The sequence below is a fragment of the Enterobacter sp. YSU genome, assembly GCF_016082135.1.
GTDB lineage: Bacteria > Pseudomonadota > Gammaproteobacteria > Enterobacterales > Enterobacteriaceae > Enterobacter > Enterobacter hormaechei_C.
Window position 1 is genome coordinate 2799182 of the sequence record NZ_CP059487.1, and the last position, 13900, is coordinate 2813081.

The 13900-nt window shown below is 58.2% G+C and carries 15 protein-coding genes; 6 read left to right on the top strand and 9 right to left on the bottom strand.

What is annotated here, in order from left to right; genetic code table 11:
- The first annotated feature begins 89 nt into the window (after window positions 1–89).
- Window positions 90–977 carry a LysR family transcriptional regulator gene (locus tag H2Z33_RS13595; RefSeq protein ID WP_063134881.1) on the top strand — a complete coding sequence of 296 codons (888 nt, stop codon included), beginning with the start codon at window positions 90–92 and terminating at the stop codon, window positions 975–977.
- On the opposite strand, the gene H2Z33_RS13600 is transcribed toward H2Z33_RS13595, so the two are convergent.
- Window positions 974–1381, bottom strand: coding sequence for a MarR family winged helix-turn-helix transcriptional regulator (locus H2Z33_RS13600; protein ID WP_015571704.1), 408 nt, complete (start codon window positions 1379–1381; stop codon window positions 974–976). The genes H2Z33_RS13595 and H2Z33_RS13600 overlap by 4 nt on opposite strands.
- Window positions 1382–1554: 173 nt before the next feature.
- Here H2Z33_RS13600 and H2Z33_RS13605 point away from each other — a divergent pair, with 173 nt between their 5' ends.
- The 3 genes from H2Z33_RS13605 to H2Z33_RS13615 are packed head-to-tail and all read left to right on the top strand — an operon-like array spanning window position 1555 to window position 3806.
- Window positions 1555–2157: a non-oxidative hydroxyarylic acid decarboxylases subunit B gene (locus H2Z33_RS13605; protein ID WP_003862111.1), complete on the top strand. Its 603-nt coding sequence runs from the start codon at window positions 1555–1557 to the stop codon at window positions 2155–2157.
- Window positions 2147–3574, top strand: coding sequence for a non-oxidative hydroxyarylic acid decarboxylases subunit C (locus tag H2Z33_RS13610; protein ID WP_015571702.1), 1428 nt, complete (start codon window positions 2147–2149; stop codon window positions 3572–3574). The genes H2Z33_RS13605 and H2Z33_RS13610 overlap by 11 nt, the downstream gene beginning before the upstream one ends.
- Window positions 3575–3584: 10 nt before the next feature.
- Entirely contained in the window at window positions 3585–3806 is a 222-nt protein-coding gene (locus H2Z33_RS13615) for a non-oxidative hydroxyarylic acid decarboxylases subunit D (RefSeq protein WP_063134882.1), read from the top strand.
- 140 nt (window positions 3807–3946) lie between these two features.
- Here H2Z33_RS13615 and mutS read toward each other — a convergent pair whose 3' ends face one another.
- Both mutS and H2Z33_RS13625 read right to left on the bottom strand, forming a co-directional pair.
- On the bottom strand, window positions 3947–6508 hold the full coding sequence (mutS, locus tag H2Z33_RS13620; protein WP_045349494.1) for a DNA mismatch repair protein MutS: 2562 nt from the start codon (window positions 6506–6508) through the stop codon (window positions 3947–3949).
- Between the two features lie 113 nt (window positions 6509–6621).
- Entirely contained in the window at window positions 6622–6852 is a 231-nt protein-coding gene (locus tag H2Z33_RS13625; protein ID WP_198091800.1) for a SymE family type I addiction module toxin, read from the bottom strand.
- A gap of 175 nt (window positions 6853–7027) precedes the next feature.
- On the opposite strand from H2Z33_RS13625, the gene H2Z33_RS13630 reads away from it, so the two are divergent.
- Window positions 7028–7372 carry a nitrous oxide-stimulated promoter family protein gene (locus H2Z33_RS13630; protein WP_022649174.1) on the top strand — a complete coding sequence of 115 codons (345 nt, stop codon included), beginning with the start codon at window positions 7028–7030 and terminating at the stop codon, window positions 7370–7372.
- Window positions 7373–7433: 61 nt separating this feature from the next.
- On the opposite strand, the gene flhA is transcribed toward H2Z33_RS13630, so the two are convergent.
- The 6 genes from flhA to hypA all read right to left on the bottom strand — a co-directional run bounded on the left by flhA (window position 7434) and on the right by hypA (window position 13181).
- On the bottom strand, window positions 7434–9506 hold the full coding sequence (gene flhA, locus H2Z33_RS13635; protein ID WP_032669319.1) for a formate hydrogenlyase transcriptional activator FlhA: 2073 nt from the start codon (window positions 9504–9506) through the stop codon (window positions 7434–7436).
- A 62-nt stretch (window positions 9507–9568) separates the two neighbouring features.
- Window positions 9569–10579 carry a hydrogenase expression/formation protein HypE gene (hypE, locus tag H2Z33_RS13640; RefSeq protein ID WP_033487584.1) on the bottom strand — a complete coding sequence of 337 codons (1011 nt, stop codon included), beginning with the start codon at window positions 10577–10579 and terminating at the stop codon, window positions 9569–9571.
- Window positions 10576–11697, bottom strand: a complete 1122-nt coding sequence (gene hypD, locus H2Z33_RS13645) for a hydrogenase formation protein HypD (protein WP_063134884.1) — start codon at window positions 11695–11697, stop codon at window positions 10576–10578. The genes hypE and hypD overlap by 4 nt, the downstream gene beginning before the upstream one ends.
- Window positions 11698–11700: 3 nt before the next feature.
- Entirely contained in the window at window positions 11701–11973 is a 273-nt protein-coding gene (locus H2Z33_RS13650) for a HypC/HybG/HupF family hydrogenase formation chaperone (RefSeq protein ID WP_015571696.1), read from the bottom strand.
- On the bottom strand, window positions 11964–12827 hold the full coding sequence (gene hypB / locus H2Z33_RS13655) for a hydrogenase nickel incorporation protein HypB (RefSeq protein WP_015571695.1): 864 nt from the start codon (window positions 12825–12827) through the stop codon (window positions 11964–11966). The genes H2Z33_RS13650 and hypB overlap by 10 nt, the downstream gene beginning before the upstream one ends.
- 3 nt (window positions 12828–12830) lie before the next feature.
- A complete protein-coding gene (gene hypA / locus H2Z33_RS13660; RefSeq protein WP_047365790.1) occupies window positions 12831–13181 on the bottom strand; it encodes a hydrogenase maturation nickel metallochaperone HypA in 351 nt (116 codons plus the stop codon).
- Between the two features lie 210 nt (window positions 13182–13391).
- Between hypA and hycA the strand changes: the two genes are divergently transcribed.
- Window positions 13392–13856: a formate hydrogenlyase regulator HycA gene (gene hycA, locus H2Z33_RS13665; RefSeq protein WP_017382804.1), complete on the top strand. Its 465-nt coding sequence runs from the start codon at window positions 13392–13394 to the stop codon at window positions 13854–13856.
- Window positions 13857–13900: the final 44 nt, after the last annotated feature.

Consider the following 13900-nt stretch of genomic DNA (forward strand, 5'->3'; position numbering starts at 1 on the left):
GGCGTATCGTATCGGCCCGCGCGTTACGGATAAACGCGACAAAGCACGATATACTGTCAACATTATTTTGACAGTTAACCAGGCAAGCGATGCTTAATTTACAGCGTACGGCGATGTTTATCGCCGTAGCGGACACCGGCAGTTTCACCGCCGCGGCGGAGGCGATGGGGCTGACAAAAGCGGTGGTCAGCTTTCATATTCGTCAGCTTGAAGAGGAGCTGGGCGTCACCCTGTTGCTGCGAACCACCCGACGCCTGACGCTGACCGAGGCGGGGAAGCTCTTTCATCAACGAAGCGTGATGCTGTTACGGGATGCAGAGCGATTGCAGGATGACGTTCGCGCCAACCACGCCGGGCTGACGGGAGACCTGCGGATCACCACCACGCCCGAATATGGCTCGCAGGTGGTGGTGCCTTTGCTGGCTGAATTTAGCCAGCTGCACCCGGACCTTCGCGTGCGGCATGTCTCGTCCTCTTTGCATGCCGATCTTATCGCCGAGCGCTTCGATGTCGCTATCCGGCTCGGCACGCTTGCAGATTCGCGCTACCACGCCGCGTTGATGACCTCCTTCACCATCTTGCCCGTGGCAACGCCAGGCTGGCTGGCAAACCATCCGGTTAACTCGCTGGAGCAGCTGGCGGAAGCGGACTGGATCATTCACGAGCGTTTAACCTCGCCGCTGCGCTGGCAGGTGAGAGGTGTTGATGAGCAGCCGGTTTCCTTTGAGATCAAGAGAGCGCCGCGCCTGTATGCAGACAGCGCCCAGGCGCTGATGGCTTTTGCCCTCGCGGGATGTGGAGTGGCGCTGCTGCCGGAGTGGCTGGTGCGAAACGCACTGGATGCAGGGGAACTGGTCTCGCTGTTACCGGCGTACACGTTCGCTCAGCAGGGCATCTATGCCGTTTATCCTGATGCCCGGCATGTGCCCGCGAAAGTGCGAACATTTATTGATTTTATGCGCGTCAGGGTTACTTAATCCTGCATCATCTTTTTAATGAGCGCTGAAAATTGCTCTCGTTCCGCGCCGTTAAGGCGCCCTAAAAACGCCTCATCCACCTCATTTCCAATCGGTTTACTGCTCTCAAGCAGGGCCTCACCTTCGGCCGTCAGAAAGACAAACCGACGGCGCTTGTCCGCCGGATCGTGCTCGCGCCTGACCAGGCCGCGTGCTTCCATGCGGCTCAGCATTTCTGCCAGCGTCGCTTTGGTGCTCACCGCGACTTCAGTCAGGGCAACCTGCTCAATGCCAGGATTTTCAGCAATTGACCGCATCACCGCATACTGTGGCTTTGTCAGTTCGGGCAATGCGTGCTGCCACTGGGCGGTATGCTGTTGAAAAAGCTGACGTAGCAGGTGGAAAGCTTCTTGTCTTAACTCCATGGACACTCCGACGGAAAAATACTCCCTCTATGATAGCCGCTCTCGGGCTGAATTTTAACGCGAGAGTTTTTTAGCGATTAGTGTGATCGTATACGAACGATCTTGTCAGCAGCAGGATCAAGGCGTAGTTTAATTAATATGTTCGTATACGAACAAACTAATTGAGGTGCTGAATGAGATTGATTGTGGGAATGACGGGCGCAACGGGTGCGCCATTAGGCGTGGCGTTGTTGCAGGCGCTGCGGGAAATGCCGGAGGTGGAAACGCATCTGGTGATGTCGAAGTGGGCAAAAACCACGATTGAGCTGGAAACGCCCTTCACTGCGCATGACGTTGCTGCCCTGGCGGATGTCGTCCATAGCCCGGCCGATCAGGCTGCCACCATCTCCTCCGGCTCGTTTCGCACCGACGGCATGATCGTCATCCCGTGCAGCATGAAAACGCTGGCGGGTATCCGCGCGGGCTACGCCGAAGGGCTGGTTGGGCGTGCGGCAGACGTGGTGCTGAAAGAGGGACGCAAGCTGGTGCTGGTTCCCCGTGAGACGCCGCTCAGCACCATCCATCTCGAGAACATGCTTGCCCTTTCCCGCATGGGCGTGGCGATGGTGCCGCCTATGCCTGCGTACTACAACCACCCGCAAACCGCCGATGACATTACCCAGCATATCGTGACCCGCGTTCTCGACCAGTTTGGTCTGGAGCATAAAAAAGCCCGGCGCTGGGAAGGTTTGCAGGCAGCGAAACATTTTTCACAGGAGAATAAAGATGGCATTTGATGATTTGAGAAGCTTCTTGCAGGCGCTCGATGAGCAAGGGCAGCTGCTGAAAATTGAGGAAGAGGTAAACGCTGAGCCGGATTTAGCGGCGGCCGCCAACGCTACCGGGCGCATTGGCGATGGCGCACCTGCGCTGTGGTTCGATAATATTCGCGGTTTCACCGATGCCCGTGTGGTGATGAACACTATCGGCTCGTGGCAAAACCACGCTATTTCGATGGGGCTGCCGGCGAATACCCCGGTGAAAAAACAGATCGACGAGTTTATTCGTCGCTGGGACAAATTTCCCGTCGCGCCAGAGCGTCGTGCAAACCCGGCCTGGGCGCAGAACACGGTGGACGGGGAAGACATTAACCTGTTCGACATTCTGCCGCTGTTCCGCCTGAACGACGGTGACGGGGGCTTTTATCTCGATAAAGCATGCGTTGTCTCCCGCGATCCGCTCGACCCCGATCACTTCGGCAAGCAGAACGTCGGGATCTATCGTATGGAAGTGAAGGGCAAGCGTAAGCTCGGCCTGCAACCTGTGCCGATGCACGATATTGCGTTGCATCTGCATAAGGCAGAAGAGCGCGGCGAAGACCTGCCAATTGCCATTACGCTGGGTAACGATCCGATCATCACTCTGATGGGCGCCACGCCGCTGAAATACGATCAATCCGAGTATGAGATGGCCGGTGCGCTACGTGAAAGCCCGTATCCGATTGCGACGGCTCCGCTGACCGGTTTCGATGTGCCGTGGGGGTCGGAAGTGATCCTGGAAGGGGTGATTGAAGGCCGGAAACGTGAAATTGAAGGGCCCTTCGGTGAGTTTACCGGTCACTACTCCGGCGGGCGCAACATGACGGTTGTGCGTATCGACAAAGTTTCTTACCGCACTAAACCGATTTTCGAATCTCTCTACCTGGGCATGCCGTGGACCGAAATTGATTATCTGATGGGGCCCGCCACCTGCGTACCGCTCTATCAGCAGCTGAAGGCTGAATTCCCGGAAGTGCAGGCGGTAAACGCCATGTACACCCACGGTCTGCTGGCGATTATCTCCACTAAAAAGCGTTACGGCGGTTTTGCCCGTGCGGTCGGGCTCCGCGCCATGACCACGCCACACGGTCTGGGTTACGTGAAGATGGTGATTATGGTGGATGAAGATGTCGATCCGTTTAACCTGCCGCAGGTGATGTGGGCGCTGTCATCGAAGGTCAATCCGGCAGGCGATCTGGTGCAGCTACCGAATATGTCTGTGCTTGAGCTTGACCCTGGCTCCAGCCCGGCGGGGATCACTGACAAGCTGATCATTGATGCCACCACCCCTGTTGCCCCGGACAACCGTGGTCACTACAGCCAGCCGGTACAGGATCTCCCTGAAACCAAAGCCTGGGCCGAAAAACTGACCGCGATGCTGGCGGCACGTCAATAAGGAGGAAAAAATGATTTGTCCACGTTGTGCCGATGAACATATTGAAGTGATGGCAACATCACCTGTGAAAGGTGTCTGGACGGTATACCAGTGTCAGCACTGTCTGTATACCTGGCGCGATACCGAACCGCTGCGCCGTACCAGCCGCGAGCATTACCCGCAAGCGTTCCGCATGACGCAGAAGGATATTGATGAGGCGCCGCAGGTGCCGACGATCCCGCCGCTGCTGTAAAAAAAGCCCGGTGGCGGCTGCGCTTACCGGGCGATAATATTGTGCGGTCCTTTGCCCGGTGGCGCTACGCTTACCGGGCCTACGGGTTTTGTAGGCCGGGTAAGGCGAAGCCGTCACCCGGCAAAAAAGACCGCAGAGAACTAAACCAGACTCTTCAACCGATAAATCCACTCCAGCGCCTGTCGCGGCGTCAGGGAATCCGGGTCGAGATTTTCCAGCGCTTCCACGGCCGGAGAGGTCTCTTCCGGGACCGCCAGCAGTGACATCTGCGTACCATCTATCTGCGTCGCCGCCGCATTCGGTGACAAACTTTCCAGCTCACGCAGTTTCTGACGCGCGCGCTTGATCACCTCTTTCGGCACGCCCGCCAGCGCCGCGACGGCCAGGCCATAACTCTTGCTTGCCGCGCCGTCCTGCACCGTGTGCATAAAGGCGATGGTGTCGCCGTGCTCAAGCGCATCAAGGTGGACGTTAGCCACGCCTTCCATTTTCTCTGGCAGCTGTGTCAGTTCGAAATAGTGCGTTGCGAACAGCGTCAGCGCCTTGATTTTATTTGCCAGACTTTCCGCGCACGCCCAGGCCAGGGACAAGCCGTCATAGGTGGAGGTACCGCGTCCTACTTCGTCCATCAACACCAGACTGTTCTCTGTTGCGTTATGCAGAATGTTGGCGGTTTCGGTCATCTCGACCATAAAGGTAGAGCGACCGCTCGCCAGATCGTCCGCCGCCCCCACACGGGTGAAGATACGGTCGATAGGGCCAATCTCAACTTTCTGCGCCGGAACGTAGCTGCCGATGTAGGCGAGCAGCGCGATAAGGGCTGTCTGGCGCATATAGGTGCTTTTACCGCCCATGTTGGGGCCGGTAATGATCAGCATTCTTCGCTGCGGTGACAGGTTCAACGGGTTGGCAATAAACGGTTCGTTCAGCACCTGCTCAACCACCGGGTGGCGGCCTTCGGTAATGCGAATGCCGGGTTTGTCAGTAAAGGTCGGACAGGTGTAGTTCAGCGTATCGGCGCGCTCGGCCAGGTTTACCAGGACATCCAGCTCGGCCAGCGCAGCGGCGCTCAGTTGCAGGTCAGCCAGGTGCGGCATCAGGATGTCGAACAGCTCGTCGTACAGCTGTTTCTCCAGCGCCAGCGCTTTACCTTTCGACGTGAGCACTTTGTCTTCGTACTCTTTCAGCTCGGGAATAATATAGCGCTCGGCATTTTTCAGCGTCTGGCGGCGAACGTAGTGAATAGGTGCCAGGTGGCTCTGCCCACGGCTGATCTGGATATAGTAACCGTGTACCGCGTTGTAGCCGACTTTCAGGGTGTCGAGCCCCAGACGTTCACGCTCGCGGATTTCCAGCTTATCCAGATAATCCGTCGCGCCATCGGCCAGCGCACGCCATTCGTCCAGCTCTTTGTTATAACCTGGAGCAATAACCCCGCCATCCCGCACCAGAACAGGCGGCGCATCAATGATGGCGCGTTCCAGCAGTTCGCGAAGCTCGGTAAATTCGCCCATGGTTTCGCGCAGCTTCTGCACTGGCGCGCTGTCGATCTCTCCCAGCTGGGCGCGCAGTTCCGGCAACTGCTGGAACGCGTGGCGCATACGGGCGAGATCGCGTGGACGCGCGGTGCGCAGTGCCAGGCGCGCCAGGATACGCTCAAGATCACCCACCTGACGCAGCACCGGCTGCAAGTCGGTGTAACGATCCTGCAATGCGGCAATGGTTTGCTGGCGACCGATCAGCGTGTCGGTATTGCGGATCGGCATATGCAGCCAGCGTTTGAGCATACGGCTGCCCATGGGGGTAACCGTGCTGTCGAGAACCGACGCCAGCGTATTTTCCATGCCGCCAGCGAGGTTCTGAGTGATCTCCAGGTTGCGGCGCGTGGCGGCATCCATGATGATGCTGTCCTGCTGACGCTCCATGGTAATGGAACGGATATGGGGCAGGGCGGTACGCTGCGTATCCTTAACGTACTGCAACAGGCAGCCTGCGGCACACAGTCCGCGCGGGGCGTTTTCTACGCCAAAGCCAATCAAATCTCGCGTGCCAAATTGCAGGTTCAGCTGCTGGCGCGCGGTATCAATTTCGAACTCCCACAGTGGACGACGACGCAGGCCGCGGCGACCTTCAATCAGCGCCGTCTCGGCGAAATCCTCTGCATAAAGCAGTTCTGCCGGATTGGTGCGCTGTAGTTCAGCCGCCATGGTTTCACGGTCAGCCGGTTCACTCAGGCGAAAACGACCGGAGCTGATATCCAGCGTGGCGTAGCCAAACCCTTTACCGTCCTGCCAGATCGCCGCCAGCAGGTTATCCTGGCGCTCCTGAAGCAGGGCCTCATCGCTGATGGTTCCCGGCGTCACGATGCGTACGACCTTGCGCTCAACGGGGCCTTTCGACGTGGCCGGGTCGCCAATTTGTTCGCAGATAGCGACAGACTCACCCTGGTTCACCAGCTTCGCCAGATAGTTTTCAACCGCGTGATGCGGGATACCTGCCATCGGGATGGGCTCGCCTGCCGACGCGCCACGTTTCGTCAGGGAAATGTCGAGCAGCTGAGACGCACGTTTCGCATCGTCATAAAAAAGCTCGTAAAAATCGCCCATACGGTAAAACAGCAAAATTTCCGGATGCTGTGCTTTCAGCTTCAGGTACTGCTGCATCATTGGCGTATGCGCGTCGAAATTGTCGATTGTGCTCATGGAGTTATGATATCCATTTCTTTGAAAATATTACGCTTTGAGCGGCTCAATGGCCGATTGTTCCTTCTATTGTCGCATGAAAAAAAGGTGCGGCGCAGAAAAAAGTCACGACTTTACGAGGCATCTTCCACCATTAATTCAATGATGATTTTCCCGTGCTCGACGCCCACCCGAACCTGCGAGTTGGTGGTAAATCCCGCTTGCTCAAGCCAGTCGCCTTTCAGGCTCAGCGCTGCGTGTACGCTGTAGCGTTTTGGAATTTTCGTTTTACGGTCTTCAGGACGTTTTCTGAAGTAACCCACTTTCAAGTGACGATAGGGTTTGGCGATCGCGATCTCTTGCATAAGCTCTCCGGTGAATGCGGTCAAAGGTGGTTATTTATGCCTGTATAAAATACCAGTAAAACGCAGCGGGGGGCGGGGTAATTCTGGAAGGGCGCTTCAGAAAATGGAATGCAATGACTGAAAATGTGCGGATAAAAGGGTATTATAAATGCACTTTATTGTTGAGGACGACGTTATGTCCGGTAAACGTATTTCACGAGAAAAAAAGACGATCGCCAGAATGATCGCCCTGTACGAAAACAGGTGTCCGCACGCCATAAAAGAAGAGGGGCACTATTCAGCGCTCAAGGCTTATGCCGATAAGCGGCTGGATAAATGCGTGTTTGGTGAGGAAAAACCTGCCTGCAAACAGTGCCCTGTGCACTGTTATCAGCCCGCCCGACGGGAAGAGATGAAGCAGGTGATGCGCTGGGCAGGGCCACGTATGTTATGGCGCCATCCGATTCTGACCATCCGTCATCTGATCGACGATCGCCGTCCGGTTCCGGAATTACCCGAAAAGTATCGGCCCAAAAAATAACCGGCTCCGCGCCGCAGTGGGCGACAAATTACGCGCAGGGCGACGTCGCCGGAATGACGGGTTAATTCAGGCTCTCTTTATCGATTCCCAGACGCTTCATGCGCGAGAGCAGGGTGGTACGCTTCAGCCCCAGCCGTTGCGCCGCACCTTTCGGTCCGGCTACCACGCCGTTGGTCTCCTTCAGCACTCGCATAATGAGCTGATATTCATCTTCTCCCTCTTTCGCAAGCTCGGTTGCGGTCACGGTCGTTTCAGAGAGAGTAACCTCTGGCAGGGAGAGCTGGAGCACGTTCCCGCGGGTCAGCAGGACCGCGCGCTCAATGACGTTTTCCAGCTCGCGCACGTTCCCCGGCCACTCCATCGCCGAGAGTGTGCGTAGCGTTTCGGCAGGAATACTGTCGATATTTCGCCCCATCCGGCGGGCAATCTTCGCGGTAAAGGCTTTTACCAGCAGCGGAATATCTTCCGGGCGCTCGCGCAGCGGCGGCAGGCAGATCGGGAAGACGTTCAGGCGATAGTAAAGATCGCTGCGAAACTCGCGGTCGGCGACCATTTTTTTCAGATCGCGATTGGTGGCGGCAATCAGACGCACGTCGGTCTGGATCAGCTTGTTGCTGCCGAGGCGCTCGAACTCCTGCTCCTGCAAAACGCGCAGCAGCTTGGGCTGAAGCTCCAGCGGCATATCGCCCACTTCGTCGAGGAACAACGAGCTTTTATCCGCCAGTTCAAAACGGCCCAGCCGCTGGCTGCTGGCGCCGGTAAAGGCGCCACGCTCGTGGCCGAACAGGTCGCTTTCCAGTAAGCCCGCAGGCATCGCCGCGCAGTTCATCTTCACCATCCGGCGGCTATTGCGGTTGCTCAGGTTGTGGATCGCCCGGGCAATCAGCTCTTTCCCGGTACCGGTTTCACCGAGGATCAGCACCGTGCTGTCGCTCTGCGCCACCATTTCCACCTGCTTAAGGACGCTGTACATGGCATCGCTGCGTCCGATGATTTCGCCAAACTCGCTGTCCACGTTGTTGAGCTGCTCGGTCAGCGCCAGGTTTTCGTCCACCAGCCTCTCCTTCAGGCGGTGGATCTCCTGATAGGCGAGGGCGTTATCCAGCGCAATGGAGATACGCTCGGCGATCTGGCGCAGCAGCTTCAGGTTGGCGGTGGTAAATACGGCCTCATCGCACTGCGCCAGTTTAAGCACGCCGAGCATGGTGTTGCCGGACATCAGCGGCAGCAGGCACAGGGTCTGGATCTTGTTGCCCCAGGTGTTGAACAACATCCGCTCGTAGGGGGCTACCGGATCCTGTTCATTGAGATTGAGCAGCAGGATCTCTTTGCTTTTAAATACCCGCTCGGACAGCGTTCCCGCTTCGTCCACTTCGCTCTGCTCGTGCGCCGGGTTGGCTTCATCAAGGTAGTGGGTGGAGTAGATGTTCAGCTTGCCTTTCCGGTTGCCGCGTAGCGCAATGCTGATGGCATCGATTTTAAAATAGTGATGGATCTCTTTTGACACTTCGCTGACCAGCTCATCCATGTCCAGGCGGGAGAGCACGGCGTTGGTGATGGCAACCAGAATGCGGAAGTTATCGCGCTCGCGGCTCAGCAGGTCGTAGTCCACGTTATTGGTGACGCGGCTTTGGATCTGCTCCGCGACAACGGCCACAATCTGGGTAAAGGTGTGCAGGCGTTCGTACTCCGCCTCGCTCCAGGGCTGGTCGGTATCGCGGATAAACTCGCAGCCGCCAAAAATTTGCCCTTCCACCGCCAGCGGCAGCATGCTGTAGTGGCCGAACGGGTGGTAAAGATTGCTCTCTGCCAGCTTCGGCCAGGCCTGGCGAAACTGGTCAAAATTGCAGTGCAGCGCTTCCGGGCGGGAGAGAATACGCCGCACCGGACCGTGGGCCAGAAACGTTTCATCTTCATATTCGAAGATTTTGCCGTTATCACGCGTTGAGAAATAGCTCGCGCGGTGGGTTGCGCTATGCCAGAGCACAATGGCGGCGCTGTCCGCCAGCGCTGATTGCCTGACCAGCCGCGTCAGGGCATCGCTCAGCGCGCCGAGATCGGGCTGTTGTAAAAGTGTGCGCGTGATGTCAAACAGGCCCTGCTGTCCAAGATCGCTCATCGGTGTATACGGCATTGTTGCTTTCCAATAGAAACTGGCAAAAAGAGAAATTCAGCGCTGACCGCTTTTGGCGCGGTCTAGCAAATTCGGGGTAACGGTTCAGCGTGCGGCAGATCCAGCGTGCGCTTCACGCCGTAAAGCCCGGTCAGGCGCACCCCTTTGCGCTCAACCACGTCGCCGATGATGGCCGCGTCTTTCCCTAAAGGATGTGCGCGCAGCTGTGCAAGTACGGCTTCCGCCGCCGCGCGTTCCACGCCGATCACCAGCTTGCCCTCATTGGCAAAGTTAAGCGGGTCTAGCCCTAATAGCTCGCACAGCCCGCGCACGGCGGGCTTAACGGGCAGGCCGCGCTCGGTCAGCTCAATCCCGCAGCCGCAGCTTGCCGCGAACTCGTGCACGACGGCATTCACGCCGCCCCGCGTGGCGTCGCGCAGGGCTTTTACGCCCGACATGTCGCGCAGCGTCTGGATCAGCGGCGTGAGTACCGCGCAGTCACTGCGCAGCTCGCCATCCAGCCCCAGGCCTTCGCGCAGGTTCAGGATGGTTGCCCCGTGGCAGCCCAGCGTGCCGCTGACAATCAGCACGTCGCCTGCGCAAAGCTGCTGCGCGCTCCAGTGAATGTCGGCAGGGATCGCCCCCATCCCGGCGGTGTTGATGAAGAGCTTATCCGCCGCGCCGCGCTGTACCACCTTGGTATCCCCGGTGACGATGGCGATCCCCGCCTCGCGGGCGGTGTGCGCCATGCTGTTGACCACCGCCGTGAGCGTCTCCATCGGTAACCCTTCTTCGAGGATAAACCCGCAGGAGAGGTAGCGGGGGATCGCGCCGCTGACGGCGACGTCGTTTGCCGTGCCGCAGACGGCGAGCTTGCCGATATCGCCTCCCGGGAAGAACAGCGGGTCAATCACGTAGCTGTCGGTAGAGAACGCCAGCCTGTCACCGTGGGCGGTCAGGGCCGCGAGGTCAATACGCGCCTGATCTTCCTGCTCGGCGAGCCAGGGGTTATTAAAGGCTTCCATAAACAGCCGGTTAATCAGCTGCTGCATCGCCTGTCCACCGCTTCCGTGCGCCATTTCCACCGTGTTCATGCTTCACACTCCTGGTTGCGATAGTGATACCACGCGGCGCATGCCCCTTCGGAAGAGACCATCAGCGCGCCAAACGCGGTTTGCGGGTTACAGGCGTTGCCAAATAACGGGCAGTGATGAGGTTTGCATTTGCCGGTGAGTACGTCGCCACAGCGGGCGCGGGGATCGTCGCACACCTGCTGCGGCTGCGGGCGGAAATGCGCTTCGGCGTCGAAGGCGCGATACGTGGGCGTCAGGTGCACGCCGGATTCGGCAATCAGCCCCAGTCCGCGCCACTCGCTGTCGCCTTCGACGCTAAACACGTCGGCTATGGCCTGCTGTGCCCGTCTGTTACCTGCATCGGGCACCACGCGACGATACTGATTTTCCACCGCACTCAGGGTCGCTATTTTCTGCTCAACCAGCATGGTCACGCCTTGCAGTAGATCAAGTGGCTCGAAACCAGCCACCACTAACGGACGATTGTACTGTTCAGCGATAAAACCGTAGGCTTCTGTGCCGATCACCATGCTGACGTGGCCCGGCGCCAGAAACGCGTCGATACCGTTATCCGGCGCTTCAAGCAGGCTGCGCAGCGTGGGAATAAGCGTGATGTGCTGGCAGAAAAAGTAAAAGTTAGTGACGTTGCGGGCTTTCGCCTGCTGGAGGGTAATGGCGGTGGCGGGCATGGTGGTTTCAAAACCCAGCCCGAAAAAGACGACCTTACGCTCAGGATTAGCCATCGCCAGCGTCAGGGCATCCATCGGTGAGTAGACGATCCGCACGTCTGCGCCGCGCGCCTTCGCCTGGAGCAGCGAGCCATTTTTTCCCGGTACACGCATGGCGTCGCCAAAGGTGCAAAAAATCACACCGGGGCGGCTGGCGATGTCGATACAGCTGTCGATGCGCCCCATCGGCAGCACGCACACCGGGCAGCCGGGGCCGTGGATAAACTCGATGTTCTCCGGCAGCAGCTGGTCGAGGCCAAATTTAAAGATGGCGTGGGTGTGTCCGCCGCACACCTCCATGATCCGCAGCGGTTTTTCTTTCGTGTAGTCCAGCAGCGAGGCGCGGGTTTTCAGGCGATCGATAAGCTGCAACACCTGCTCCGGCGCGCGATATTCATCAACGTAACGCATGTGTTATCGCTCCTCGCCATACAGCAGGGCGCCCACGTCCGGCTCGACGTCAAACATATTCTGTAGCGCATCCAGCGTGTCGCGGGCTTCTTCCTCATTAATCACGCTCATGGCAAAACCCACGTGGACCAGCACCCACTGGCCGAGACGCGTTGCGCCGGTCTCATCGTGGCTGCCTACCAGCGTCAGGTCGACATCGCGCAGGATGCCGCAGACCTCCACTTTGGCCTGATTGCCGTCGAGGGAATGAATTTGTCCGGGGACGCCTATGCACATCGTTCGTTCTCCAGCCAGTTCAGCCAGGCGTCCATCCCGTCGCCGCGCGTGGCGGAAACCAGCAGGATCTCAATGTCCGGGTTCACTTCCCGGGCGTAAGCCAGGCACTTATCCACGTCGAAATTCAGGTACGGCAGCAGGTCGACCTTGTTCAGCAGCATGAGGGAGGCGGCGGCAAACATATGCGGATATTTAAGCGGCTTGTCTTCCCCTTCGGTCACCGAGAGCACCGCCACTTTATGCCGCTCGCCGAGGTCGAAGCTTGCCGGGCAGACCAGGTTGCCGACGTTTTCAATAAACAGGATACCGTTATCCGCCAGCGGCAGGCGCGGGGCGGCGTCGGCAATCATCTGCGCGTCCAGGTGGCACCCTTTCCCGGTGTTGACCTGAATCGCAGGCGTACCGGTTTCGCGGATGCGCGCCGCGTCGTTTACCGTTTGCTGGTCACCTTCGATCACGGCGCAGGAGACGCGTTTATTCAGCCGTTTGAGGGTTTCGGTCAGCAGCGTGGTTTTACCGGAGCCGGGGCTGGAGACCAGGTTCAGCACCAGCTGTTCGCGCGCGGCAAAGCGGGCGCGATTGCGGGCGGCGAGCTGGTTATTCTTGTCCAGCACGTTGATCTCCACCTCCAGCATCTGGCGCTGGCTGATGCCCGGCGCGTGCGTACCCGCTTCGCCGTGGCCGTAATGGAGGTCGCCCGCGTCGGAACGCTGCGGGGCAAAGGTGATGCCGGTCAGGGCCGCCGCGGGACGCGGGGCAGGGGAAAAGGGCGCGGAGCGAAACGCGGAGTGGGGACGGTGTTCATCCCCTTCTATATACAGGTTGCCTTCAGCGCAACCGCAGGTACTACACATACATTACTCCTTCTCGATTTCGAGGCGTTGGATCTGCATACCGTCATCCGCCACGATGCGCAGCCCGCTGCTCTGGCACTGCGGACAGCGCTGTACCTTCGATGACAGCAGCGTGACGTACTGCTGACACTGCTCGCACCAGCACTCTGCCTGCTGCTCTTCGATATGCAGGTCGCAGCCTTCCGCCAGCGTGCCGCGGCACACCAGCTCAAAACAGAAGGTGAGGGCGCTGGTCTCGACGCAGGAAAACGCCCCGACCTTCAGCCAGACGCCGGTGACGCGTTTCGCGTGGTTTTGCACTGCCTGCTGTTCGATAAGTTCCAGTGCCCGCTGGCAGAGGGTGATTTCGTGCATGACGCCTCCTTAATGAATTGCCCCTTCAATGCAATAACGGTGCCAGCTTGATTTGCGTTACGGCGTGACGATGTCAACGCTGTCGAAATGACACGTCGACACCGCGGCGGTGACAGTGCGCATCTCTTTAAAATCCATTTAAATCAACAAATTAAAAACTGGCACGAAATCTGCTTAACAGCCGCTAACTCCATTAACCGGATACCTTTTATGACTATTTGGGAAATTAGCGAAAAAGCGGATTACATCGCACAACGTCATCAGCAGCTCCAGGAGCAATGGCACCTGTACTGCAATTCACTGATCCAGGGGATCACGCTGTCGAAGGCCCATCTGCATCACGCCATGAGCTGTGCGGCGCAGGGGGATATGCGTTTTGTCCTGTTCGGTCACTTTACGATTTACGTCACCCTGGCGGAGACCTTCAACAGCCACACGATTGAGTACTACGTCGAGACGAAAGAGGGCGACAGGCACTGCATCGCCCGGGCGCAGCTGATGGCGGACGGCATGGTGGACGGTCACGTCAGCAACCGCGATCGCCAGCAGGTGCTGGAGCACTATCTGGAGAAAATCGCGCCGGTTTATAACGGCCTCTACGCCGCCGTTGAGCATGACAGGCCAGTCAACCTGAAACAGCTGATCGACGGAAAATCCTCCGCGAACGTGGCCTGAAAAGCGAGTGTCGAGAAGTGTCGATAAGACAGTTTTTTTCGTCA

Bases quoted from the DNA above. Each gene is read 5' to 3' on its own strand.
- H2Z33_RS13605 (WP_003862111.1), top strand. From the start codon at position 1,555: ATGAGATTGATTGTGGGAATGACGGGCGCAACGGGTGCGCCATTAGGC.
- hypE (WP_033487584.1), bottom strand. From the start codon at position 10,579: ATGAACACGGTGGAAATGGCGCACGGAAGCGGTGGACAGGCGATGCAG.
- hypA (WP_047365790.1), bottom strand. From the start codon at position 13,181: ATGCACGAAATCACCCTCTGCCAGCGGGCACTGGAACTTATCGAACAG.
- H2Z33_RS13615 (WP_063134882.1), top strand. From the start codon at position 3,585: ATGATTTGTCCACGTTGTGCCGATGAACATATTGAAGTGATGGCAACA.
- flhA (WP_032669319.1), bottom strand. From the start codon at position 9,506: ATGCCGTATACACCGATGAGCGATCTTGGACAGCAGGGCCTGTTTGAC.
- H2Z33_RS13600 (WP_015571704.1), bottom strand. From the start codon at position 1,381: ATGGAGTTAAGACAAGAAGCTTTCCACCTGCTACGTCAGCTTTTTCAA.
- H2Z33_RS13595 (WP_063134881.1), top strand. From the start codon at position 90: ATGCTTAATTTACAGCGTACGGCGATGTTTATCGCCGTAGCGGACACC.
- H2Z33_RS13625 (WP_198091800.1), bottom strand. From the start codon at position 6,852: ATGCAAGAGATCGCGATCGCCAAACCCTATCGTCACTTGAAAGTGGGT.
- hypD (WP_063134884.1), bottom strand. From the start codon at position 11,697: ATGCGTTACGTTGATGAATATCGCGCGCCGGAGCAGGTGTTGCAGCTT.
- H2Z33_RS13610 (WP_015571702.1), top strand. From the start codon at position 2,147: ATGGCATTTGATGATTTGAGAAGCTTCTTGCAGGCGCTCGATGAGCAA.
- hycA (WP_017382804.1), top strand. From the start codon at position 13,392: ATGACTATTTGGGAAATTAGCGAAAAAGCGGATTACATCGCACAACGT.
- mutS (WP_045349494.1), bottom strand. From the start codon at position 6,508: ATGAGCACAATCGACAATTTCGACGCGCATACGCCAATGATGCAGCAG.
- hypB (WP_015571695.1), bottom strand. From the start codon at position 12,827: ATGTGTAGTACCTGCGGTTGCGCTGAAGGCAACCTGTATATAGAAGGG.
- H2Z33_RS13650 (WP_015571696.1), bottom strand. From the start codon at position 11,973: ATGTGCATAGGCGTCCCCGGACAAATTCATTCCCTCGACGGCAATCAG.
- H2Z33_RS13630 (WP_022649174.1), top strand. From the start codon at position 7,028: ATGTCCGGTAAACGTATTTCACGAGAAAAAAAGACGATCGCCAGAATG.